Consider the following 25,976-nt stretch of genomic DNA (forward strand, 5'->3'; position numbering starts at 1 on the left):
AAACAAAGGAATTTAATATTCCATGCAAAGCTAAAAAACAACAAAATACAATTGAGATCTATTTCTATTCGCATTTTTAATTGATACAATCACCCACTCTTACCTTTATGCAAAATACGCAACAAATAAAGCAATTAATTTAATAAAGGTAATTAACTATTGCCAGCTCTTATGCGGCCTTCTCTTTAATCTAATTGGTACTATTTCAGGAGTTTTACCATGCAAATGCGCTACTTATCAGCGTGTTTGATGCTTTTACTTAATGCCCCTATACACGCTAATGAAGTAAAGCAACAAGCAACAGATCCTCAATGTAACGATAAGAACAATAAGCAATGCAAAGAGATAGAGCGCATTACTGTTAAAGGGCAATACATCGGGATTGAAGTACCTGAGGTGATAGGTCGTGCCTATTTAGATAGAAACTTTATCGAAGCAACCCCCAAAGGTAATGGTGATATTAATGAATTAATTGCCTTACTGCCGGGCGTGCAATTAAGTGAAGACTACTACTCGATTGATAACCTTGCTGAAATTAGCGCCCCTGAAATTAGTATCTCGGGTGCAAAGCCTTGGCAAACAGGCTTTATGATTGATGGCATGAATTATAACAATCGTCTTGATCCTGCCAGCGCGAGCCGTATTGGGGCCTCTGAAAATGAGGTATCAGGCGGTGTGCAGAGCATGAACATTAACAGTCAAATTGTTGAGTCGATTACTGTTTACGATCATAACATTCCTGCAGACTTTGGTGACTTTTCTGGTGGCGTGGTCGATGCCGAAACGATTTCACCTTTTTCTACAGACACTCGTGTGAGCTTTGGTATTCGTGGTAACCGCAGTGATTGGGGGGAGTACCATATAATCGATAACGATGAGTCTGATGACACCGCAGAAGGCAAAGAAGACCTTGCGCCACCAATCTATGAAAAAACGAATATCGATTTTTCAATCCAAAAAAAGTTAAATGAACAGCATGCGTTACTAATGAGCGTTAGCTATTTAAAAAGTGATATTTCGGATATTTCGCTCTCGGCGCAAAAGGTCGAAAGTAGAGAAAACATCAACGCCTTACTGAAATACAGCTATCGCGATGGCTGGGTTGATTCACTCGATTTAAGCGTTATGTATGCCCCTTATACTTCAGACTCGTACTTGAAAGACGTGCTCAATAGTGACTATCAAGTTGAAGGGGGAAGTTTTGGCTTTACTGCGAATTTAGCTGAAGAAACACGCTTTGGTCACTTCAGCAGCAAATTTAATATGAGTCAAAGTGATAACAACCGTACAGGGCCTGCGCATTTTTATACTTGGCTTCAAGCTAAAGGCAAAGAATGGGGTCAATTAGCCGATCAAAGCGTCGACTCAATTCCTGTTTCAGAGTACGGCGGCTATGGCAACCTTGATAACACGCAAACCACCTTTAATTGGCGAAACACCCTAACACTTGAGCGTAAAAAGTGGGGCAATACCGAACATGCAATTCGCGTGGGTGCTGAACTCAACCATCAAAATTATGAGCGAACTCGCCAACAAAACTATTATAAGTATGACTCACCAATTCAATACTCATCAACTAACGCACAACTAAACTGTAGTGGCTATACTCTTGATTGTGTTGAACAAAGTTTTTATGTTGATTTAGATACCCTTGCCGAGCAATTAGGCGGCAGTATCGATTTTAATAATCCAGAGCACTTACTTGCCTACTCGAATAACGTCGCGACAACTGCTCAGTATTTTAACTCTCGTCTTGTCACACCACGTGAAAATATCGATGTAAGCTTAAATAAAGCAGCACTGTATGCTACCGATGTGATCACCTGGAAGCAATTTGATTTTCATTTAGGTGTTAGATACGACTACGATGATTTTTTCAAAAATCACAATATCGCGCCACGCTTATCAATGGGTTATGACGTATTTAACGATGGCAATACACTACTGACTGCGGGTTTGAACCGTTATTACGATGCAGGCCTACTCGGTTATAAAATTAAAGAGCAACAAAAGTTCGCTTATCGTGAGTACCGCCCTATTCAAAGTGGCTACTTACAAGCTTGGCTTCCTTCTTCTTACACAGGTAACTTTCGTTATATTTATGACGATGTGAAAAGCCCTTACGATGATGAAATTGCGTTAGGTCTTCGCCATGCTACCGAGAGTTTCGGTAACTTTGCAGTGAAATACGTACATCGCGACAAAAAAGACCAGTTATCCAGAAATGAAGAAACCAACCTAAAAAACGACGGTTATCAGTATATTACTATTTATAATAATGGTACTGGCGAAAGCGAGCGATACTCGCTGTCTTGGGATGCAAAATTTGGCGACCATTCAATTTGGGCCAACGCATCTTATAGCCAAAATAGTGAAAGCAATAGCGACTACACCGCGACTCCTGACAACACCCCTATCGAGACACTGGTTTACTATGAAGGTGAGCTCATGAGCTTATCTGAATTAGATACCCTTAAAGCGAATTTTGGTCGCCCAGTAACTGCTAACTTTGGTTGGAATACTAACTGGACTGATACGTTTTCAACTGGTTTAACAGCAACCTACAGCGGCAGTTACACAACTGCAATTAAGTCTAGCAGCGATCAACAAATTGGTATTGGTAGTGAGTGTACTACGTGTGAAGCAGTTGAAATATTTGTACCAAAATACGAAGCACATACCTTTGATTCTCGCATTATGTTTGCCTTAAGTAGTCGTTGGAATTATCAAATAAGTCAATCTCAATCTGTTGAGTTCCGTCTTGATGTCAGCAACTTATTCAACGCCCGTAGTCATGCTATTACAGAAGGAAACTCAGGGATTGAACCTGGAAGAATGTTTTGGTTAGGGGTGTCTTATAACTATGAATAAGTGGTTACTTCTCTTAACGTGCAGCATTTTTACAACGAGCGCTTTTACTCAAGAGCAGTCATTACGCGAATTATACGCAAAGCCACAGCATGAGTGGCCAACGATTATTAGTAGTAAAGATGTGCCAGCTGCACCGCTTAAACCTTTAAAAGCCAAGCCGTTTAAGCAAAGTGATGAGATCATCGCATTAGGTGAAAAGCTATTTAACGATACCCGTTTGTCACGAGATAACACGGTAAGCTGCGCAAGCTGTCATGAGTCTCGTTTAGCGTTTACAGATAGGCGTAAACTAGCAGTTGGCATTGATGGTCAAGTCGGCACACGTAATACCCAAGCCATTATTGGTGTTGACCATTGGCAAACATTTTTTTGGGATGGCCGAGCAAAAACTGCAGCTCAGCAAGCATTAATGCCAATTGAAAACCCGATAGAAATGGGCAGTTCGGTTGAGCTTGTGCTTAACAAAGTAAACAGTGCTGAGGACTATAAAAACCCAATATTTAATGCCTTTGGCAAAGAAGCGCTTAATAAAGAGCTATTGGCTCTTGCGCTTGTTGCCTTTGAACGCACCTTTGATATTCCTGAATCACTTTTCACGCGCTTTATCGATAAAGCACAAACGAACCCTAGTGAAGCGGTTGCACTTTTAGACGATCAACAACTTGAAGGTTTACATCTATTTAGAACCAAAGCGAGGTGTATGACTTGCCATGAAGGCGCTTTACTCAGTGACAATGAATTTCATGTTACGGGGCTGCATTTTTATGGTCGAAAACTTCAAGATTTAGGGCGTTTTGATGCCACTCAAGACCCCGCTGATATAGGCAAGTTTAGAACCCCTTCTCTTTTAGCATTACAACAAAGTACGCCTTGGATGCACCATGGTGGCTTTCAAAATTTGCTAGGGATAGTCAACTTTTATAATGCAGGTGGAGCAAGGCCAAAACCGAGCAAAAAATTTAAAGATGATCCAAACTACCCACAAACAACTGAGTTACTGCATAAGTTAGCACTCAGTAAGGATGAAAAAAATGCGCTAATCGCATTTTTAGAAACCCTTTAACTGCATGCTCGCTCTTAGCAATAAGAGTGGGCTCTCTTACCCCTTTAATTGACTTGGCGTAAGCCCTGTCCAGCGTTTGAATGCTCGTCTGAAATTAGCAATATCATAAAATGATAAGCGCATGGCGACTTGCTCATTGCATTGCTCGCGCATGGCAAGTAAGTAAATCGCTTTGCGCTTACTTTGCTCATCATACAAGGTAGAAAACCGCACGCCATGGGCTTTTAGTTTGCGCTTGAAAGTTGCAGGGCTCATGGCAAATTGGCTGGCGACTTGGTCTAAATTTAACGCCGGATTTTGATAAATTAATCGGCTTACGGCTTCCACAAAAGTGCTATTTGCAGAATTTAATGCCGCTAGTTGCGAGTTAATTTGTGAGAACCTAAAACTACTAAACGCGGGGTTAGTCAGCCTAAGCGCGTGTTTATTTAATACCCAGCGGGTTATAGGTTTTTCAAAAACGACTTTAAGGCCCAAATGCTGCTCGTATTCTTGGCTATGTCTGGCGCGTTTATAGGCAAACTCAAACTGACAAGGGACTCGCTCACCCGCCACTTTTTTAATAACTTGATAAAACGCAGCGCTGTAAATTTCCATAACGTACTGGCTTATTTCATCATCCAAGCCCACTGCATTTTGCAGCACAATGTAATACTGCTCGTTATGTACATAACTATAACTAAATAACAAAGGAGCTAGTTGCATGCGCAAATTGTGTAACTGCTTTAAAGCTTGGCCGATGTGCGCTGCATGTAGCACGCCTTGAGCAGCAACAGAGGTATCGTTCGCCAGCTGACTGCCTAATAAAAAGCCGCTGTCGGCAGATTTCATCAACTGCTTAAACTGCGTCAATAAGCGTACTTGCTGCGAAATACTAAACTGATGCTGCACACTCATTAAGTCTTGCTCAAACACCCCAGTGCCTCTGAGTAACTTATGCAGTGCAATGCCGCGGCTTAAAGCCAGCTCCACCAGCGTGGTGATCAGGCCCTGTGCGGTGAGGTATTTGTCATCTTGATTAAGATACGGCTTCACAATGGCTGACTCTTTGTTGTTTTTGTTGTTGTAACTTAGCGTGTAAACGCGAGCTTAAACTGTGTGGTGTATCGCCTTGCATACTGCCCACTAAGGCCGCTGTTACATCTTGAAACTTAGCGTGTTTTTCGCCTTCGACCTTAAATGCACAATGGCTCAGCGCCGAGGTAATTTGCGCCACCAGCTCTTTCGCTTGTACTGCGCTGGTGTTTGGCATTAGCACCATAAAGCAGTCTCCTGCATAGCGGCACACCACATCGCTAAGGCGGCAATTCATCAACAAAAGCTCGCTCACTTCACGGAGTAAGCGGTCGCCTTCGATAAAACCAAATTCAGCGTTAAAATCAGCAAAACCGCGAATATCAATGGCGGCCAGTTGCAACGGCTGTGGCTCACTTAACTGCTCTTTTAGCACTGCTTGTAAGTAATCAGCCTTGTAAAGTCCTGTTATTGAACACACTAATTCATGCTCACGATGCTGGGCTTCACGACGTTTTAGTTGCCTATTCAGTACGTATTGCTCTTGGTGCCATTGATACAGCCCAAGGCTTGTGAAAATCATGCCTATCGGCGCAGGCAATGATTCAATCCAAGTAAGCCATGTGTTAGTTGGTTGATGTAACCACTCATCAAATAAATCAAGGGAAGCTGAAAACATAAAAAGCCCAAGCCCAAGCACTAAAAAGCTGGTGACTTTGCCGGGTGGCCTCGAAATAAGTAGCGCAGCTATCCAAGTAAGGGTCATTAGCACAATGCCCCCCTCACCTAAAATATCTAACCATGCGATATCAGCAAGAGACTTTAATTCTCCTGCTTGCGCGCTTAGCAAAAACGCAATTACAAACAGAGCAATAACTGCATTGGTTAAAAATCGATGATGAGTAAAAGGGTTATATCGCATTCTCAGTACCTAACTATTATTCACGCTGCCATGCTAACTCGTTAGCGTTTAAAGCAGCAGGGTCATATTAGCTCAATGATGTGACAGCAAAACGACAGTCATACCTTGTTAAACCTCCTAAGCACTGTATTTACCTTAAAAAGATGGGGTTATTGCAGCTCAAAAGTACTTTTAAAACCCGCTAATCACTTGTTTTTACTGGCTGTTAGCGATTTTCTGTCACATTTGCGTCATTTAAGCTGCGTACTTTGCTCGTCAAACCAAGGACAACCAGGAGCAACCCCATGAAACAATTTAAAACGAAGGCGTTAGTAAGCGCCCTCGCCTTATGCCAATTTGCCGCATACGCACAAGACGAACAAAACAGCGATGAGAAAAAAGTAAAAGTCTCTGAAGAGCTTGTCGTCTATGGCGAGATTGGTTATCGCAACCGCTCACAAGAGCTGGCACCGACGCTTGAATACTCACAAGAGTACTTTCAACGTTTTGAACCACTTACTGCTGGTGATGCATTAAAACGCGTACCGAGTGTGACGTTTTTATCGGATGTTTTAGAGTCTGATGGCGCGCGTATGCGTGGCTTAAGCCCGGCTTACACAAAGGTTCTTATTAACGGTGAAGAAGTACCAGGTGCAGGCGCAGACCGCTCATTCTTTGTTGACCGTATTCCTGCAGAGCTAATTGAGCGTGTAGAAATTATTCGTGCTTCAAGTGCAAACCGCTCTGCCGATGCCATTGCCGGTACGCTAAACATTGTATTGCGTGACGGTTACAGCCTAGATGGTGGTTACCTTCGTGCGGGTGGCCTGCGTTATGATGATGGCGAATTAAAAGAAAGCTTTGCCGGTGTTTACGGCACTGAGTTTGCTGGCGGCCGTTTATTACTTGGCGCTAACTTACAAGGCCGTTATAACCCAAAACAAAAATCAAGCCTACGCTATGGCGACAGCCCAGAGAATAACGCCAATTACAAAACCGAAGAATTCGATAACCGTGAAGATCAAACAGACACCCGCGATGGTGACGACACCTCACTAAATGCCAGCTACGAAATTGCTTTTGATAATGGCAGCAAGTTTGATATCAGCGCAATTTGGGTCGATACCGACCGTACTGAAGATGAGCGTTCATTTGAATATGACGACCCAACAGCAATCAATAACTCAATTGTTGAAGGCGGTAATCTTGAAACCGACAACGCCAATGTGTCTTACATTGATCAAACCAACTACAACATCAACTCGGGTTATGAGTTACCCCTTTTTGGTGGCACCAGTAAATTCAAGCTTGGTTTTGCAAGCTTTGAAGAGTCTGTTTACGAGCAAGAAGTAGAAATTGATACCTCTGAGCTACCTATGGTGTTTGAGGAAGAAGAAGAAACTGTAGACCTTGATGACAAAGAATGGTCATTACAATGGCAACATAGCTTATTTGCAGGCGAGAACAAAACGATTCAATTCGGTGCCTTTGTACAAGGTAAAGAGCGCGATACTGCGGTTTATCAAGCCGAAGGTGAAAGCGAACAAAGCTTTACAAGCTGGGATCAGTTTAACCAAACACCAATGTCACTGGCAGGCTTTAACAACGAGTTTGAAGCAGCCGCCGGTGGCGTAAATAAACTCGAAGAAGACCGCCTAGATGTATTTGCACTAGTGAAGCACGAAGACCAAGACTTCTCGTGGGAGTTAGGTGTGCGCTACGAAACAACTGATTCAACCATTACTGACAAAGTAGAAGGTGTGAGCGCTAAAAGCGATTATGACTTCTTCTTACCATCGGCACATTTACGCTACAACGTCTCTGAAAATGGCCGTGTTAGTGCCTCGGTTGCACGTAGCTTACGTCGCCCTGATTTTGATTACATCACCCCAGCTCTACTTGAAAAAGAATTAGGCGATAACGACTTTTTAGGTAACCCAGACTTACAACCAGAATCATCGTGGGGTATGGACTTAGGCTATGAGTATCGCTTAGGTAAAAGCGGCGTAGTAGGACTCAACGTGTTCTACCGTGATGTCACTGACCTTATCGAAATAGCTAATACAGGCCAACAAGGCTCAGAAGGTGATGGTACTTACATTTTGCAACCGCGTAACACCGGTGATGGCAATGTAAAAGGTATCGAGCTTGATTTATCAACGCCGCTAAGCGCCATTAGCATGCCAAACACCGGGGTATTCTTTAACTACTCATGGCTTGATTCAGAAGTAGATGACACTTTCGGTAGTCGTAAATTCAACGACCAATCTGACTATGTGTTTAACGTGGGTTTTATTCAAGACCTACCTGATTTAGGCGCTTCGTTCGGTGCAACTTACCGTAAACAAGGTGATGCCTATGGCCGTATCGTGGGTGAAGAAGTGACCACACACTATGGCGCGGACCTTGAAGTATTCGTAGAAAAACGCTGGCAAGACGTCACGCTTCGTTTAGTGGGCTCAAACCTATTAGATGCAAGTAAAGACGAAACCTTTAACAAGTTCGACACGGTTGATGACCAAATCAACCGCGACTTTGACGAGTATGAATTAGAGTCTGAAGAAGCAGGCCCTGTTATTCAGTTAATGCTGCGCTACGCGTTTTAATACACAAAAGAGTTATTAAGGCAGCGAATTGCTGCCTTGTTGTATATTTGGGGATCCCATGAATTTTAAAAAACCACTTAATCTTGTTGCCAGTGCAGTGATACTAAGCACCCTAGCAGCGTGTAGCCAAACAACGGCAACCGAGGCACCAAGTAAAAACCAATTAACAGCCTTTGGCACAACTGAAAATATGCAAGGCTCACAAGCAGCAGCCCTTGCTGATGACGCTTGGCTCTTAAGCTCACAAAGCCAAGGTCTGCAACTTATTGATGCCACAGGTAAACAGCACGCATTACAAAAAGGTAACTTCGAAGCGTTATCTGTTAAGGCTATCAACAAAAACAGTTACCTTGTTGCTAGCATCGACAACGAAGCCGACCAAGCGGTGATTTTTAGCTTACAAAAAGCAGCTAAATGGCAGTTAACTGAAATTAGCCGTATTAGCCCACCAAAAGCAAAGCCTGAGGCAGTGTGCTTATTTGCCAACCCGACCACTCAGGCTGTGTCGGCATTTGTGGCAGACGCTCGTGGTCTTATCCGCGAAACACTGGTGTTTGATATGGCAAATAAGCGCGCGTTAAACCTTGAATTACGCGAGTTTGCCGGTGTGAGTGAAACATCGGGCTGTGCGGTTGATGATAACAGTAAAACCCTTTACCTAAGCGAAGGCGAAGTGGGTATTTGGCAAATTAACGCCGACGCTGAATCGCGCGCTGATAAAAAGCCCCTTGCTATGATGTCGCCATTTGGCAGCTTAGCACCTGAAGTTGGCGGCTTAAGCACAACAAATGATGGCAGCTTATGGTTTACCACCTCTGAAGATAACCAATTACATCGCTACGAAAATAACACAAAGCGTTTTAGTAGCTGGCAATTTGCAGGAGAACTAGCAATTGAATCTGCCGCAGTGCGCTTTAACAATAATCAAGCTGATATTGTGCTATACGATGATGAATCAGGTCATTACCTAAAAGGTCAAATCGAGGGGCAAATTAAAGCACAAGCCAAGCAGCAAAATAGCGCTAAAACAGCGGCTGTTACTTATATCAATGCACAAGCGCAAAGCGATGCGGTACGTGCTTTTGGTGATGCTGCCGATGACCCTGCTATTTGGGTAAACCCTCACAATGCAGCAAAAAGCTTGATCTTAGGTACCGACAAACGCCGCGGTTTAATGGTGTATGACCTTGCAGGCAAAGAGCTACAAGCGCTAGAAACAGGCCGTTTAAATAATGTTGATGTGCGCCAACATGCAAGTATCAACAACGCAAGCAATACGTGGATCACCGCAAGTAATCGTACTCATAACAGTATCAGTGTTTACAGTGTCGATACTCACAATCAAGTGCAATATCTTGCTGAGTTACCAACGACTTTAAACGAAATTTACGGTATGTGTATGTATTCATCAAATACAGGCAACTATGTGTTTATGAATGATAAATCAGGCCTGTTTCAGCAATACAAACTAACTGGTGATAATGAGAGCGTATCAGCACAGCTAGTACGCGAATTTAGTGTTCCTAGCCAACCAGAAGGTTGTAGTGCCGATGATAAAAGCGCACAGCTATTTTTAGGTGAAGAAGACGAAGGTATTTGGTTTATTGGCGCTGAGCCAACAGCAGGAAATAAACCTGTAATGCTACAAACCGTGAACGATATGCTCGTTGATGATGTAGAAGGCATGGAAATCTACCACGCAAAAGATGCTCGATATTTAGTGGTTTCTAGCCAAGGTGATTACAGCTATGTGCTTTATAAAATTATTGATGGCAATACCCCTAGCCTTGAGTTTGCGGGTAAGTTTGCAATCAGTAATAACCTAGAGTTAGCAATAGATGGCGTATCAGAAACCGATGGCCTAACGGTAACGCCGGCTGCACTACCGGGCTACCCTGAAGGGGTGCTAATTGTGCAAGATGGTTACAACCGTATGCCACAAGCACCGCAAAACTTTAAGATTATTGACTGGCGCGAAGTAAAAAAAGCCATTCAATAAATTACTCCGTAAAGGTGCTCGGTTTACCTGGGCACCTTTTTATCTGCACATATTTAATCAGTAAAATAGATAACTAAAACATCCTACAATTGCACCGTAAATCAGCATCGGCAAAAAGGTTTTCTTAAGCACGGGCCCTTCTTGATTATTCACTCCAACAATACTGGCTACAGCAATAATATTGCTAATGCAGATCATATTACCCATCGCCGCTCCCGTTGATTGCAACGCAAGCACTAAAGTTTCTGATAAGCCCACTTGCTCTGCAATACCATATTGAATACCGCCAAAGGTAAGATTAGACACCGTTGCCGAGCCTGAAAAGAAAGTGCCGAGTGCCCCCAAGTACGAGGCAAATAACACCCAGTGCTCACCGCTTAAATCAGCAAAGGTACTCGCCATATAAAATATGGGCGCATTATGGCCGCCTTGCATTAAAACATTCACCATCACCAATGCACCGATTAAAGCAATACATGGCATAGCAATACGGCCTAAGGTGTCTGAGCACATTTTCTTTACTTGTGGCTTACTCATATTAAGTAACGGCACGCAGATCAACACCACCAATACAAACGGGATCAGCGCTGGAACAAACAAGGTTTTATATGACCACCCCACTGAGGTGCCGAATATCTCATGTAAAGATAAGATCAGCGCTTTACTTAATTCAAATTGCGCAAAGCCCAAATTGACACTCAGCCAGAGCGTTTCGTCGTTAAGCAGTGCTTTAATACCCAGCTGATGAATACGGGTTATGACCAGCACAACAATCAAGAGTAATAGCGGGAATAACGCTACAAACAGCGTTTTAGGTGTGAACTCAGCCTTGTTTTTCGAGCTTTGTGTATTTGCAGCTGATTTATCTAAACCCACTCCCCGGCTTGCCAAATAAATAGTGACTAATAGCCCCACTGCACCACCAATCAGTGATGGAAACTCATAGTTCCACTGAGCAAACAACCAATAAGGCAAGACACATGAAAACACGCTTAGATAAATGAATACGCTATTTTGACGCACCTTTTTTAGTGGCAGCACAAGACACAGCGCAATCATAGGAATAACCAAAGCAGCAATAACATGGCACAGTGCCGTCCATTTTGAGATAGCCAGCACTTGCTGGTCATCTAACTGTAGCGCCGAAAAACCAAACCATGTTGGTGTGCCAACAGCCCCAAAAGAAACGGGAATTGAGTTTAAAATAAGAGTGAAAACAATCACTTTAAAAGGCGAGAAACCAAGCCCGACTAAAATAGGCGCAGCAATAGCCGCTGGCGTGCCAAAGCCCGATGCGCCTTCGAGCATAAATGCAAATGCCCAACCTATGATCATCAATTGCGCAACCTGATTACTGCTAATAGATTCGAGCCAGTGTTTAATCGTGGTTTCGGCCCCTGATATTGCCAACATGCGGTTAAGTAAAATAGCCCCAGCAATAATCGAAATGGGGGTCATGACTGACAACACACCAGCAAACGAATTAGCAAGCAACAGCCTTAAATCAGCTTCAAAGTAAAACAGTTGCAATAAGGCTGCGAGTAGCGCTGTTATGGGTAAGGCAATATAAGAAGCGATGGGGCTGCGTTTTACCATCATCCAGATCAGCACCAAAATAGGTAGTGCAGCCACTAGGGTATTCATGGGTCATCCTGTTGTTTTTATTAAGCGCTTTCCTTAATTCAAAGTATAGACAGGATAACCATAATCAGTATTTTTTATTTGTTAAATGAGTGTATTAAATGAGTGTACTGAGCCACCAAAGAAGCAGTACTAACACAGAAATAGCCACTAAGGCTTTGGTTTTGTGCTTTTGAATAATTCGCTCAGCCTGATTACCCGCGTAATAAACAACGGCAGCAAGGGCAAAGTACCGAATTGAGCGAGCAATGACCGTAGCCAGCAAAAAGAGAAAAATTGAATACTTAGTTGCCCCAGCGGCCAGCATGGCAATTTGAAATGGAATGGGCACAATACCGAGCGTCAATACAAACCAAAAGCCTTGTGCTTGCATGTTTTGTTTAACTTGCTCGAATTGCTCAGGGTTCGAGAAGGTATTAATCACCCAGTCCCCCACTACATCAAACAGATAATAGCCGAGGGCATAGCCAAAAATAGCACCGATAATACAGCCAATGGTCGCCATTAATGCAATTAACCAGAGCTTTTCGCGGCGTGCTTGCATTAACGGTATAAGCACAGCTTCAAGGGGGATGGGCACGATGGTTGACTCTAAAAATGATGCCACCGTAATCGATTTAAGCATATGTTTAGAGTCGATAAACTGCCGTGTTTTTTGCTTTATCTTTTTAGCAATTGCCATTATTCATCCCTTGGATTTTTGTTGCGATATAGGTTACAACAAAAACCCTTAACCGTCCCTTACGGTTTATGAATATAACGGCTACGGCCTTGGTTTTTTGCCAAATAAAGCGCTTGGTCGGCACGTTTCATGGTGTTGCTAAATGTCTCTGTGGCGCGTTTTATCGCCGAACCAACACTCACGCTGAGCGTTTTACTCGGTGTCACCATCACATTATTGGCAAGGCTTAGCAGTTGCTCACAGGTAGCACGTAACTTATCAGCGTCGTCGGTGGCAACATACAGTGCAAACTCTTCACCACCAATTCGCGCAAATAGAATGCTTTCATCTAACGCTTGATGACATTGATATACAAAATCTATCAATACCTGATCGCCAACATCATGGCCATATTCATCATTAATCGCTTTAAAGTGATCAATATCTGCAATCACTATACTGTGCGGCTTATCTTGGTTTTGCTGCACATAATGATAAAAATAACGACGGTTGTACGCCTTTGTTAATACATCTGTTTTTAGCTCTTCTTCAAGCTGCTCGCGGGTTTTCGCTAAATCAGTCAGGGCAAGATAAAGACCAAACCCCGTTACTAGCATCCCTAAGGTGCGGGTAATATCTTCGATATAAATACCAACCCAAATTGGTTGAAATACCAGCTCGTCTAAAAAATCAAAAGTCAGCCCAACGCTCCAAAGGAAGATACCCACACTTAAAAATAAGTAACTGCGCTTAGCAACCACTGAGGTTTGCACAAAGGCAAAAATACAAATCAAAATAAGCAAATTGATGGCATCACTTAGCACACCATTTAAGTAGATATCATTTTCGAGTCGATTAAAGTAATACAGATAGGTGATCACTATCAGCAACAAAAAGACAATAAAAAAACTAATAAAGAACTGCTTTATTATGAGTGGCACTGAGTTTAACTCAGCCTTTATTTCTGGAGGAGAAGACTGTTTATTCATAACTAATCACGACAACATACTGCAATGACTTAAACATTAGCAAAGCAAATTTAAAAGTGCATGATAAAGCCGCTTTAAAGGGCAAAAACCAGCGTTTTTACTGGAGTAAAAAGTCTAAAAATAAGCCGTTTTAGTCAGTAAAAAAGTCTAAGTTCATGCTATTTGCCACTAACGGTCGCAATTCTGCTGTGTTTTTTTTATCATCGCTGACAATTTAAATGACACAGCAAGAATTAATGAGCGACGCACGATTTATTCCATTTCGAAAACACGACATCATCAACCTTTGCCAAGCCTATTTAGGTGAACCGCAATCAGGTTCGTTTTTGGAGTTTGCTACACTTTTGCAAAGCGTGACCCATTATCAATATCACGAGCTGCTGGAGTCATTAAAAAACAACTATGCGCCATTTGACCCAAATAGCGACACCCGCACTCTATCACCGATTACTAACGAGCAACGTGCCAGCTACCAGTCAGCCTTCGCAAAAGATTTTGCCACCGTACTCAATGCTGCCAATTTTGAAACCATTACCAATCAAGACTTACAAGATGCGCTCAATGAAGAGTCTTTATTTAAAGTGCGTTTAGCCGTTGAGTTTGATGACTTTGCAGAAGTGGTCTTTTACCGTCGCGGCGAATCGCAAAAAACAGAGACGCTTCGCAGCTTTTGGGGCCTCAAGAAAAAGCAGATTCAATTTACTAACTATGATCGTGTTGCCATATTCATCCGCTTTAAAGACGAGCAGTACTTTTTAGAAAAAGGCAAAATGCCAGTGGGCTTTGAGCCAAACTCAACCATCGTCAAATTATTCCAGAATGTGCCAAAAGCCGATTTAGAAATGCTGTTTCCGAATAGCGAAGTAAAAATGCGTCCAATAGATAAACTGATTATTGGTTCATCAGCACTGATTGGTGGTGCTGTGGTGTTGGTAACAAAATTAGGTGCGTCAATTTTACTCCTGATTGCCATGATTGCCTTTTGGGGTGGTTGGCGCAGTGAAGAAGTGCATATGAGTCAGCAGCACTTTATTACCTTTGCAATTGGCATGGGAGTGTTTGGCAGCTTTATTTTTAAAGAATGGAGCAAGTTTAAAAACCGTAAAATTCGTTTTATGAAAGCACTGGCCGACAACTTATATTTTAAAAACCTCGATAACAATGCGGGGGTTTTTCATACCCTAGTCGACGCAGCTGAAGAAGAAGATGTAAAAGAGGCGCTGCTCGCCTACACCTTTTTACTAAAAAGCGAGTCTGCGATGACTGCACAGCAATTAGATAGTCAAATTGAACAGTGGTTTAACGAGCAACATAATTGCCAGCTCGACTTTGAAATTGATGATGCTTTAGACAAACTCATCAAGCTTGAGCTAGTTAATCAGCAAAATGATCTTTATTCGGCGGTTGATTTAGCTAAGGCCAAACAGCGCTTAGATAGTCGTTGGGATGACTATTTTAAGTTTGCCTAAGCCTTTAAAATCAGGTACTAGCAAGCATAAATCGAGTTTGAGTCAATTTAACTCTCGTTACGGCATTTTGGTCTCAATGTGCTTGCGCAGTAAATGGTCTGCTTTTAGGATAAAATTTTACGGCTAAAAAAAGACCATTCCATGCAATTAAAAAAAACAATCCTTATTGGAGCTAGTTTGCTGTGCGCAGCAACGACTGCTCAGGTATATGCTAGCGACAAGTTTGTCTCTGAAGATATTTTTCAACTTGAATACGCAGGCGACCCACAAATAAGCCCAGACGGTAAAAAAATCGTTTATGTTCGCAGCGGCTACGACATCATGAAAGATGGCAACAAACGTAGCTTTTGGCTGTACGATTTAAAGTCTGGTCAACACACGCCACTGTTTTCTGATGAGCATAACTACAGTCAACCAACCTGGTCTCCAGATAGCCAAAAAATTGCCTTTACCAGCAACTCAAGCGGCTCAAATCAGCTTCACGTTTATTGGTTAGCGCAAGACAAACAAGCACTTTTAACGCAACTACCAAAATCAGTCGGCAACTTAACGTGGTCGAATGACTCAGAGCAAATTGCGTTTACGATGAGTATTCCTGAAGGTAAATCTGCGTTCGCAAAATCTGTAAAGCTGCCAAAAAAACCAAAAGGTGCTGAGTGGTCAAAACCTGTTAAGGTTATTGAGAAAGCGCGTTATCAAGCTGATGGTGCAGGTTCTTAGAACCTTCATATCGTCACGTTTTCGTTATCCCCGTTTCGGGTGGCACGCCGCGTCAGCTAACCTCAGGTGATTTCCAGCACTATGGCCCACTGGCTTGGAACGCGAACAATAGCAAGCTTGCTTTCTCTGCTGATCGCAATACTGATTGGGAGTACCGTACAACAGAGTCTGATCTTTATGAAATCAATGTAAAATCAGGTGAGCTTACGCAACTAACTGATTTACCAGGTAGAGAAAGTAACCCGCATTACGCTAAAGACGGTGATGAACTTGCCTTCATTGCTCGTGATAACGCCCCTGTGCCTTATATCAACTCAACCTTGTCGTTACTTGATCTAGATAACAAATCAGTCAAGCATATTACTGAAAAGCTAGACCGCTCTGTGGCTGATTATAAATGGTCAGGCGATGGCGACTTTGTTATTCAATACGATGATTTTGGTAAGCGTAAGCTCGCTAAAGTAACAAGCCGCGGTAAGGTCACTGATTTAACTGATACCGTGTCGGGCACTTCTATTGGTCGCCCGTATATCAGTGGTAGTTTTAGCATGGCCAATAATGGCGCGATTGCTTACACCACAGGCAGTGAATACCGCCCAGCTGATTTAGGCTACTTATACAAGGGTAAAAGTAAAACACTGACTTCATTAAACGAAGATGTGTTAGGCCATAAAAAGCTTGGTAAAGTGCACGAGCTGAATGTTAAGTCGCAGTTTGACGGCCAAGCCATTCAAGGTTGGTACATCACGCCGCCTGATTTTGATGAAAACAAGCAATACCCATTAATGGTTGAAATTCACGGTGGCCCACATCTTGCCTATGGCCCAAGCTTTACTGCTGAATTACAACGTTATGCAACCGAAGGTTATGTGGTTGTGTATGTGAATTACCGTGGTTCAACAAGTTACGGTAAAGACTTTGCATTACTGCTAGATGGTAAATACAGCTCTGAAGAAGACTTTGCTGATCATAACTCAGCGGTTGATGCGATGATTGCTAAAGGCTTTATCGATAAAGATAACTTGTTTATTGCTGGTGGTTCAGCAGGTGGTATTGCAACGGCTTATGCGGTTGGTTTAACAAACCGCTTCAACGCTGCAGCAATTACCAAGCCGGTGATCAACTGGTTAAGTAAAACACTAACTGCCGACAGCTACATTGGTCAAATTCGTAACCAGTTCCCTGGTATGCCATGGGATAATGTTGAGCACTACTGGAAACGTTCGCCGCTTTCATTAGTGGGTAACGTAACCACGCCATCATTGATCATGACAGGTGAAGAAGACCGCCGTACGCCGATTTCAGAATCAGAGCAGTTCTATCAAGCATTAAAACTGCAAAAGGTCGATACCGTACTTATTCGCGTACCGGGCTCACCACATGGTATTGCGGGTCGTCCATCACGTATGATTTCGAAAATTGAATACACGCTTGCGTGGTTCAAGCAATATCAGAAGTAATGAATTAAGCAGGAGTGAGGCACTCACTCCTGCTTAAAAGTAATGATGACTAAGCGCAAGTTGAGCAGATCCTATCGACTGCGCTTTTTCCCCGCACACGCCTAAACTCACTTCACAGCTACGTAATCCACGACTATCTAAACGTGCAAATGCTGCAATTGATAACTGCTTGAGCTGTTCAAGCGCTTTACTCGGTAGTGGCGAATCAATAATCACCGCTTGCATATCTAATAAACTTAAACTGTTATGCATGGCAATACTGATAGCCTCAGCGGCTTTTTCAAGCCAAGGCTGAACGAGTCGTTTATGCTCTGTAAACTGACTGTCTGTTAGCTCGTACACAGAAATACCAAGTTGCTGCTTATCAAGCTCGCTTTGCAGTGATAGTAATGAACATTGGCTAAGTAACTGCTCCCGATCAGCATTTAGCATTGAGCCTATAGCACCCGCATTACCACTTTTACCTTCGAGAAGCTGGTGATTAATCACTACAGCGCCGCCTAAAAAAGCCCCCAAATAAACATACAAAAAATCGCTGTAGTTATTAGGGTTACCAAGGCTTAATTCTGCACAACAGGCTGCGTTATTGTCGTTACTAATATAAACAGGTAACTGGAACTGGCTTTCTAAGTAACCTTTTAAGTCGAAGTTTTGCCACTGGCTAAGAGTATTTGTTGCTGAGTCTGAAGCTGCTTGCCATTGCCAAATATCAAACGGCATAGCGACCCCAAGCCCACACACATATGAGCGCAGTTCAGGTTCTAATTGACTGATTAATTTTGGGATATATGTTTCTAAGAATGATTTAAGCTCATCAACCGATGCCTCGTTCACCTCAACAGATACAGATGCTGTTTGCGTGCTTTGTAAGTCAACGAGTATCAGGTCGAAGCGTCGTCGCCCAATTTTCAAACCAAAACTAAATGCGCCATCAGGATTTAGCCTAAATGGCACACTAGGTTGCCCTACTCGGCCTTTAACAGGTGCATCACGAAGCAATAGCTTATCTTCTTCGAGCTTGTTGATATTCACTGTTGCCGCCTGAGCAGACAAGGCTAACGCTTTCGCTATTTGTGCTTTAGGCATGCTTTGCTGTTGCCTAATTAAACTTAAGATTGCGCGCTCGTTATTGCTTCTTGGTGCTCGCGATAAACTGCTCTTCATAACATCCTTCTTGATACAAGCTTGATTAGCGGCCTATTAGACCTTTTTGGCGTACTATCTACCAGTCAAAATAATAAATCAACTAGGTTGATTTATTATTTATAGTCGTGAATACTGTCGGCCACAACAATATGAACACATTAATCTGGTGAACTATGCAAACACAGTCCGCTATTGTATCGCGCCAAATGCTTTGGCCTTTTATTCTGCTTACAATTTGCTTTGCTGCTTGGGGTACTGCGGCGAATATGACAGACCCATTAGTGAAAGTTTTTAGCAAAACATTTTCGATGAGTGCGTTGCAATCAGCACTGGTGCAGTTTAGTTACTACGGCGCATATTTTTGCTTAGCTTTACCGGCAGCCATGATCAATAGACGGTTTAATTATAAAACGGGGCTGTTAGTGGGTTTAGCCATGGCCGCCTGTGGTGCGTTATTGTTTTACCCTGCTAGCCAAACCATGCTCTATAGCCACTTTTTATTGGCCCTGTTTATTCTTGCAGGTGGCTTGTCTATTTTAGAAACCTCTGCCAACCCCTATGTCATGCAGTTAGGATGCGAGCAAACAGCCACCCGTAGACTTAACCTAGCACAAGCTTTTAACCCTGTTGGTACTAATATTGGTGTGTTTTTAGCGGCAACGTTGATTTTACCGAACTTAAATCAAGCTGATAGCGCAAGCCGTGCCCTGATGAGTGAAGCGCAACTAAAAACCGTTGTGAGTGCAGAACTCGATGCTGTGATGGTGCCGTATGTGGGTATGGCCTGTTGCTTAATCTTACTATGGCTATGCATCTTTTTTAGCCGCTCTCCTGCCGCTGTAACAAAAGCCGCCACGCAGCCGCGTAAACTTAAAAAGACCTTTCAACATTTGTATCAAAATAAGCACTACCGATTTGGCGTGCTGGCACAGTTTTTTAATGTTGGCGCCCAAACCTGTGTATGGACCTTCACCATTGGCTACACCATGGAAGCACTTAACACTACAGAAGTCACCGGCGGCCAAGTCTTACAATATTCTATGCTGGTGTTTTTAGTATCTCGTTTCATTATGACTTGGCTAATGCGCTTTATTAGCGGCGCTAAATTACTGCGTTTTATGGCTTTAGTTGCAGCCATGCTTTGTTTTATTGTTACCACCCAAGTTAATTTAGTGGGCGTAGTCGCACTTGTTGCTATTTCAAGCTGTCTATCTTTGATGTTTCCAACCATTTACGGCACAGCACTTGAAGGCCTCGGCGAAGATGCAAAAGTGGGCGCGGCAGGTTTAGTAATGGCAATTTTAGGGGGCGCATTTTTACCTCTGATCCAAGCTGCAACCATAGATGCTTTTAACACTGCGGTTTCGTTTGTTGTACCTCTGGTTTGCTTTTTAATTGTTGCTTTATATGGCCACCATACCAAAGTAGCAGCAATACCCGCCAGCGCGCAGTTGCAGGACTAAACGCATCAATGAGATAATGCACCTCGTTTACCTACTTAAGCGAGGTGTATCGTCAATTAATGGCACATATTACGTTTTTCATGGTCAAGTTTTTGGCCTTTTCTGCTGGCTGTTTTGCCTGTTTTTTACTTCATGATCAAGCCCATGTTGCCCTTGTATTATCTGCCGCTGTTACCGGATTAGTTGGCACATTTATTCCTTTTCCCGCTCGTTTTGGTAACCACCCTTATGCAGCCATTTACGCTGGCAGCTTTGCTGGTATGTGCTCATCGAGTTTAATCAACAGCTACTGGGAGCTGAGCTTTATCTCTTTAATTGGTGCCAGCCTTTACGTATTAACTATGAATCTATTTGCAGGTTTTGGTGGTCGTCTTGGTAGCGTTGCTTTTGCCAGTGTGGCGCTTTACATGCTTGCAAAAGGAGTCTTTTAATGGATTTGTTTATTGCTATTACCGCTTTACTAGGCGCCTACTCTACTTACTTTTTAGCGCATCATAATCGCTTTGATGGCATTCGCGCCTCAGCCGCCACCAGCATCATTGCATTTGCGATTTTAAGCCTACTCCCTGTTGATGTAGAACTTTACAGCGTGGCGTTTTTTGGGGGGACTTTCATTGGCATGAGTGCACCAAAACGCTTTGGCATTTTTACATTAGCCATTGCTTCAATATTGTTTGCTTTGTTATTTGAATACCTTGTGCCGCGCTTGCATGGCTATGGCGGTGCATTGGGCTTGAGTGCTTTTCTATCTGTCTGTGTTTGCCATATAGGTATCTTGCTAGGGGCACCCCGCAGTAAAAAAAGCAACTAAATCTGACTTGCCAATTAAAAACCTATACCTTTTCATTAAGATTCTTTAGTATGTTAATTACTTGTTTAAGGATAAAGGATCTTTATGCTGTTTCGCTCATTACTGATTGCTACCCTGCTTTGTTTCATCAGTTGTGCAGCGGCGGCGAAAACACTGACCTTTATCGCTGAAGATCTACCTCCTTACCATTTTAAAAACCAACAAGGCGAAGCCGATGGTGCACTTGTTGAAGTAGTAAAAGCCGCCTTAACACACGCAAACATCCCTAGCGAATTCGCAATTATGCCTATGGCGCGGGCTTTTCATGAGCTCGAAAACAACCCAAACATGTTAATGATTTCGCTACTAAAAAACTCAGCTCGCGAAAACCGCTTTCAGTGGTTAGCACAAACCTATTTTTCGGACGCTTACCTTGTTGACCTTACCAGCAAAAGCCACAAAATAATTAGCTTGAAGCAAGCTCAGCAATACCGTGTCGCGACTATTCGAGGCTATTCAAGTGAGCATTATTTGAAGCAAGCTGGATTTAATGAAGATAAAAACTTGGTGCTAGTCAGTCATTACCATCAACTTTGGCAATTGCTTGAAAAAGAGCGCATCGACTTTGTACTGACCAACACCCTAACCTTGCAAAACGAACTGGCATTATCTGGGGTTGATCCGAGTGACATTCATAAAAGCCTTCACTTAGATGACTTTCCTTCAGGTCTTTATTTAGCTGCAAATCTTAATTTAGATAAACAACTCGCTGTGCAATTAAGTAACGCGATTGAAGCGTTGAAGCAAAGTGGTCAATACCAAGCAATTTTACAAAAATGGCAGTTGCCTTTACCCAAATAAAAAAATGAAAAATACTCCATTATTTTACAAAAGCTTAGCTTTGGCTTGTGCACTTAGCTGTTTATCGCTCAGCGCCTTTGCAATAACTTCTGAACAAGCATTAGAAAAGCTAAACGAAGCACAATCGTTACGTAACAGTAACCCAAACCAAGCCACTGAAATATTTGAGCAGTTAACTAACGACTCAACCCTTGTCAATGAGTCTAACATCATACAAGAAGCGCTTGAATCGCTGGCATTTATGAATGTCAGCAGTGGTGATTATGACCAAGCACTGAGCTATGCAGAGCAGCTGCTGGAGTACGGACAAAAGCAAAGTAATCAGGCTATCACAGTACGAGCAATGCTTATTCAGGGCTACGCACAAGGTAGAAAAAGTAACTTTCTAACAGCAGAGCAGCACTACCGAGATGCATTAGCTATTGCCAAACAGATAAAAGATTCAGTGCTGATTGCTCAGTCTTATGAGCGATTAGCAGCCATTTTACGCTGGCAAGATAAATACATAGCCGCCCTTAATGAGGCACAAAAGTCTGTTAATATCTTACATGAATTTGATGATGACAAATCGTATGCATCGGCATTACTAAATCTAGGAATAATCGAAGCCATTATTGGCGATCACAATGCGGCGCTCGCAAGTTTAACTCAATCATTTTCTTTGCATCAAAAGCTTGATGACAAAAAAGGCATAGCCGATTCGCTTTACGAAATTGGCGAAGTTTACCGCCGTATGGGCGACAGTGCTCAATCGTTAAAGCACTTTAAAATGTCTCACGTGTTAGATTTAGAAATTGGCTCTAAAGTCGACATCGGTAATAGTGCCATGAAGGTCGGCTACGCTGCACTAAAACAAGGTGAACTAGCTACAGCCACAGACTACGCAGAAAAGTCGATTAGCTATTATCAGCAATCATCTTCAAACACTGGGCTATGTCGCTCATATAATTTAATGGCATTAATTGCTTTAAAGCAAGGCAACATCAGTGAAGCGCAAGCCTATATCAACCGCGCTTTGGCAATCGCTACTGACTATAATTTTCGCTCCCATTTAGTCTCTTTAGGGATCACTCAAACACGTATCAATCAAGCCCTTGATGATCACGCTGAAGCAATTAAGACCGCGGAGCAGGCTTTAAAACAGGCTGATGAGCTACAAGATGTTGAAGATCAAATTAGCTTAAATAAGTTACTCACTGACTCTTACCTTGCTTTACAACTGTATAAACAAGCATTTGAATCGCAAAACCGCTATCAAACCCTTGAAGATAGTACCGGTAAAAATCAGCACGACTTAACCGTGGCCGCGATGCAAAGCCAAGTAGCTTTTATGCGAAATCAGCAAGAAATCAACCAATTGAGTGCTGAAAAGCAAATTCAAGCGGCCCAACTAAGCGAAAGTGAATGGCAATTTAAAGCGTCGTTATTGGGCCTAAGCTGCGTGATTTTATTGATATCTGGCTTTGGTTACCGCTCATTTAAAAAGCGTAAACTTGCCAGCGAGCGAGCCCAGCTACTCCAAGAAGTCGTTGATAAAAAAAACCGCTTACTAGCCGATGTATCTCATGAAATTCGCACGCCACTCACTGCACTGCAATTGCAAGTTGAAGCATTGCAATACAATATCGCCAAAGACATAGATGCCTCTTACGATGCCATTAATCGAAAACTTACCGATATCAATGTACTGATCCGTGATATCCATCAACTAGCACAAGCAGATTCAGATAGCCTATACCTGAACTTAAAACCCTATTTACTTGCTGATGTACTATCCCTTTGGCAGCAAGACTTTACTGCTTTTGTAGAAAACAAAGGTTTTGAATTTACCAGTAACATTCGCGTTGCTGCTGATATCAAAGTGACATGGGATATCGATAAAATTAAGCAAGTACTGACGAACCTTTTATCAAACAGTACTTTTTATACTGATAAACCCGGCAAAATTAAATTTATAGCAACGGCCTCAGAGCAGAGTATTACTTTTAGTATTGAAGATACCCCACCCGGCGTTACCGATAATCAGTTAGTTGAAATATTCGAACGTTTATACCGCGTTGATAAGTCGCGCAGCCGTCAAACAGGCGGCTCAGGCCTTGGGCTTGCAATTTGTAAAAGCCTGATTGAAACACACAAAGGCACTATTAAAGCTGAGCATAGTGAGCTAGGTGGCGTTAAGATCCTCATTTGCTTACCGCTTATTAGTGAACAACAGGTTTAATTAGCACCACGATTCCCTAAAATCGCCCCTAAACAGGGCGATTTCACGACATTTAGCCCAATTAATGCCGACCAAGGTCGCATATTATTTAATCAAAAAAACACCTACATTTTTTAGGGTCTCTCACTAAAAAGTATAGGAGCCTCACAATGGCGGGCGAATATCAACAACAATATCAACAGTTCCAGCGCGATCCGGGTCAGTTTTGGCTTGAGCAAAGTAAACGAATTCCTTGGTTTAAAGAGCCAAGTGCCCCTTATCAATATGACGATAATGATTTTTACCATTGGTTTGCCGATGGTCAGTTAAACACTTGTTACTTAGCCCTCGATCAACATGTCGAAGCAGGCTATGGCGACCAAACTGCACTGATTTACGACTCCCCTGTTACCAATACCAAACAACAATACACTTATGGCGAGTTACAAACTCAAGTTGCTAAATTTGCAGGACTCATGCAATCCCTTGGCGTTAGCAAAGGTGACCGTGTAGTCATTTATATGCCAATGATCCCACAAGCGGTTATTGGTATGCTAGCGTGCGCGCGCCTTGGTGCCATTCACTCCGTTGTATTTGGTGGTTTTGCACCGCACGAACTCGCGGTGCGTATTGATGATGCAAAGCCTAAGCTTGTGCTTACTGCGTCTTGCGGGGTCGAAATTAATCATGTGATTGAATATAAACCACTGCTTGATGAAGCGCTCGAAACTGCCAAGCATACTGTTGAACACTGTATTGTATTTCAGCGTGAACAAGCCATTGCCGACATGCAAGATGGCCGAGACATCGATTGGCAATCAGCCTCTGATACAGCAAGTGCAGTCGATGCAGTGCCTGTTGCAGGCGACGACCCGCTTTATATTCTTTACACATCAGGCACCACAGGCACACCTAAAGGGGTGGTTCGAGAAAACGGTGGTCACGCAGTTGCAATGCATTACAGCATGGAAACCGTGTATGGCATGAAACCCGGCGAGGTATTTTGGGCTGCCTCTGATATTGGCTGGGTTGTTGGTCACTCATACATTGTATATGCACCGCTCATTTATCGCTGCGCCACCGTACTTTATGAAGGTAAACCCATTAGAACCCCAGATGCCAGTGCGTTTTGGCGTGTTGTAGAAGATTATAAAGTCACCGCCTTATTCAGTGCTCCAACTGCGTTTCGCGCAATTAAAAAAGAAGACCCTACCGCCGAGGGCTTTAAACAATACGATACCTCAAGTTTAAAACGTTTATTCTTGGCCGGTGAGCGCCTAGATCCACCCACTTATGAATGGCTAAAAGACAACACCGGCTTGCCTGTACTCGACCACTGGTGGCAAACAGAAACAGGTTGGGCAATTGCGTGTAATCCAATTGGTATTGAACAACTTGCTACTAAGCCGGGTAGTTCGACGGTGCCAACACCGGGATTTGATGTACAAATTCTTGATATGAATGGTGAGCAGTGCGCAGCAAACGAAAGTGGCGCTGTGGTTATTAAACTGCCTTTACCTCCTGGCTGTTTACCAACAATTTGGCAAAACAATGAACGCTTTCAAGCGGGCTACTTAAGCGAGTACCCGGGTTATTACCTTTCTGGTGATGGCGGCTATATTGATGACGATGGTTATCTATTTATTATGGGTCGTACCGACGATGTAATTAACGTTGCGGGTCATCGCTTATCAACCGGTGAAATGGAAGAAATTGTAGCAGCCCACCCTGCTGTTGCTGAATGCGCAGTATTTGGTGTTAACGATGCACTCAAAGGGCAATTACCTATGGCGATGATAGTGCTCAAAGACGATTACCTTGGCGATAGCAAAGAAGTCGAGCAACAGTTGATCCTATCGGTAAGAAATCAAATTGGCGCCATTGCCTGCTTAAAGAATATTTTGCATGTTGAGCGCTTACCAAAAACCCGCTCAGGGAAAATACTCAGAAAGAACTTACGTCAATTGGTCGATGGTGAAGAACTACAAATTCCATCCACCATTGATGATGCAAGTATTTTTGATGAAATCAACCAACAACTTAACAATCGCTGATCAGCTTTTGTAATGTTACCCAAAGGCCTTGTTTAAGGCCTTTATTCGTTTTGGCCTATGGCTTGCAA

General features: G+C 42.9%; 17 protein-coding genes and 1 pseudogene. 12 read left to right on the plus strand and 6 right to left on the minus strand.

The annotated features are described in order from the left end of the window. Window positions 1-219: 219 nt before the first annotated feature. Entirely contained in the window at window positions 220-2,871 is a 2,652-nt protein-coding gene (locus tag C2M25_RS11440) for a TonB-dependent receptor plug domain-containing protein (RefSeq protein WP_105181147.1), read from the plus strand. Then, window positions 2,864-3,934: a cytochrome-c peroxidase gene (locus tag C2M25_RS11445; RefSeq protein ID WP_063700363.1), complete on the plus strand. Its 1,071-nt coding sequence runs from the start codon at window positions 2,864-2,866 to the stop codon at window positions 3,932-3,934. Before C2M25_RS11440 ends, C2M25_RS11445 begins: the two co-directional genes overlap by 8 nt. A 36-nt stretch (window positions 3,935-3,970) precedes the next feature. Here the strand turns inward: C2M25_RS11445 and C2M25_RS11450 are convergent, their stop codons facing one another. After that, window positions 3,971-4,969 carry an AraC family transcriptional regulator gene (locus tag C2M25_RS11450; protein ID WP_063700365.1) on the minus strand — a complete coding sequence of 333 codons (999 nt, stop codon included), beginning with the start codon at window positions 4,967-4,969 and terminating at the stop codon, window positions 3,971-3,973. Beyond that, window positions 4,953-5,870, minus strand: a complete 918-nt coding sequence (locus tag C2M25_RS11455) for a GGDEF domain-containing protein (protein WP_063700366.1) — start codon at window positions 5,868-5,870, stop codon at window positions 4,953-4,955. The genes C2M25_RS11450 and C2M25_RS11455 overlap by 17 nt, the downstream gene beginning before the upstream one ends. A gap of 284 nt (window positions 5,871-6,154) precedes the next feature. On the opposite strand from C2M25_RS11455, the gene C2M25_RS11460 reads away from it, so the two are divergent. Further along, window positions 6,155-8,455 (plus strand): TonB-dependent receptor plug domain-containing protein, encoded by a 2,301-nt coding sequence (locus C2M25_RS11460; protein ID WP_105181148.1) that lies wholly within the window; start codon window positions 6,155-6,157, stop codon window positions 8,453-8,455. A 58-nt stretch (window positions 8,456-8,513) separates the two neighbouring features. Then, window positions 8,514-10,454, plus strand: coding sequence for a phytase (locus C2M25_RS11465; RefSeq protein ID WP_063700370.1), 1,941 nt, complete (start codon window positions 8,514-8,516; stop codon window positions 10,452-10,454). Window positions 10,455-10,511: 57 nt separating this feature from the next. On the opposite strand, the gene C2M25_RS11470 is transcribed toward C2M25_RS11465, so the two are convergent. The 3 genes from C2M25_RS11470 to C2M25_RS11480 all read right to left on the minus strand — a co-directional run bounded on the left by C2M25_RS11470 (window position 10,512) and on the right by C2M25_RS11480 (window position 13,745). Then, a complete protein-coding gene (locus C2M25_RS11470) occupies window positions 10,512-12,098 on the minus strand; it encodes an L-lactate permease (protein WP_105181149.1) in 1,587 nt (528 codons plus the stop codon). A gap of 94 nt (window positions 12,099-12,192) precedes the next feature. Beyond that, window positions 12,193-12,777, minus strand: a complete 585-nt coding sequence (locus C2M25_RS11475) for a YqaA family protein (RefSeq protein WP_063700373.1) — start codon at window positions 12,775-12,777, stop codon at window positions 12,193-12,195. A 59-nt stretch (window positions 12,778-12,836) separates the two neighbouring features. Beyond that, entirely contained in the window at window positions 12,837-13,745 is a 909-nt protein-coding gene (locus C2M25_RS11480) for a GGDEF domain-containing protein (RefSeq protein WP_063700374.1), read from the minus strand. 236 nt (window positions 13,746-13,981) lie between these two features. On the opposite strand from C2M25_RS11480, the gene C2M25_RS11485 reads away from it, so the two are divergent. Both C2M25_RS11485 and C2M25_RS11490 read left to right on the plus strand, forming a co-directional pair. Then, the gene (locus C2M25_RS11485; protein ID WP_105181150.1) at window positions 13,982-15,214 is read left to right on the plus strand and encodes a TMEM143 family protein; all 1,233 of its coding nucleotides are present in this window, start codon (window positions 13,982-13,984) and stop codon (window positions 15,212-15,214) included. Window positions 15,215-15,355: 141 nt separating this feature from the next. Then, window positions 15,356-17,394, plus strand: a pseudogene (locus tag C2M25_RS11490) (prolyl oligopeptidase family serine peptidase). Window positions 17,395-17,427: 33 nt separating this feature from the next. On the opposite strand, the gene C2M25_RS11495 reads toward C2M25_RS11490, so the two are convergent. Then, the gene (locus C2M25_RS11495) at window positions 17,428-18,558 is read right to left on the minus strand and encodes an ROK family transcriptional regulator (RefSeq protein ID WP_105181151.1); all 1,131 of its coding nucleotides are present in this window, start codon (window positions 18,556-18,558) and stop codon (window positions 17,428-17,430) included. Between the two features lie 155 nt (window positions 18,559-18,713). Between C2M25_RS11495 and fucP the strand changes: the two genes are divergently transcribed. The 6 genes from fucP (at window position 18,714) to C2M25_RS11525 (ending at window position 25,908) form a co-directional block, all read left to right on the plus strand. Continuing rightward, window positions 18,714-20,003: an L-fucose:H+ symporter permease gene (fucP, locus tag C2M25_RS11500; protein ID WP_105181152.1), complete on the plus strand. Its 1,290-nt coding sequence runs from the start codon at window positions 18,714-18,716 to the stop codon at window positions 20,001-20,003. A gap of 59 nt (window positions 20,004-20,062) precedes the next feature. Further along, window positions 20,063-20,434 carry a hypothetical protein gene (locus C2M25_RS11505; protein ID WP_370626045.1) on the plus strand — a complete coding sequence of 124 codons (372 nt, stop codon included), beginning with the start codon at window positions 20,063-20,065 and terminating at the stop codon, window positions 20,432-20,434. Further along, on the plus strand, window positions 20,434-20,814 hold the full coding sequence (locus tag C2M25_RS11510; protein ID WP_105174704.1) for a hypothetical protein: 381 nt from the start codon (window positions 20,434-20,436) through the stop codon (window positions 20,812-20,814). Before C2M25_RS11505 ends, C2M25_RS11510 begins: the two co-directional genes overlap by 1 nt. 84 nt (window positions 20,815-20,898) lie before the next feature. After that, on the plus strand, window positions 20,899-21,654 hold the full coding sequence (locus tag C2M25_RS11515) for a substrate-binding periplasmic protein (protein WP_105181153.1): 756 nt from the start codon (window positions 20,899-20,901) through the stop codon (window positions 21,652-21,654). 4 nt (window positions 21,655-21,658) lie between these two features. Continuing rightward, window positions 21,659-23,875, plus strand: coding sequence for a tetratricopeptide repeat protein (locus tag C2M25_RS11520; RefSeq protein WP_105181154.1), 2,217 nt, complete (start codon window positions 21,659-21,661; stop codon window positions 23,873-23,875). A 149-nt stretch (window positions 23,876-24,024) separates the two neighbouring features. After that, entirely contained in the window at window positions 24,025-25,908 is a 1,884-nt protein-coding gene (locus C2M25_RS11525; protein ID WP_105181155.1) for a propionyl-CoA synthetase, read from the plus strand. Window positions 25,909-25,976 lie beyond the last annotated feature (68 nt).

The sequence above is a fragment of the Pseudoalteromonas sp. T1lg21 genome (assembly GCF_002964625.1).
In the GTDB taxonomy this organism is placed as follows: Bacteria; Pseudomonadota; Gammaproteobacteria; order Enterobacterales; family Alteromonadaceae; genus Pseudoalteromonas; species Pseudoalteromonas gelatinilytica.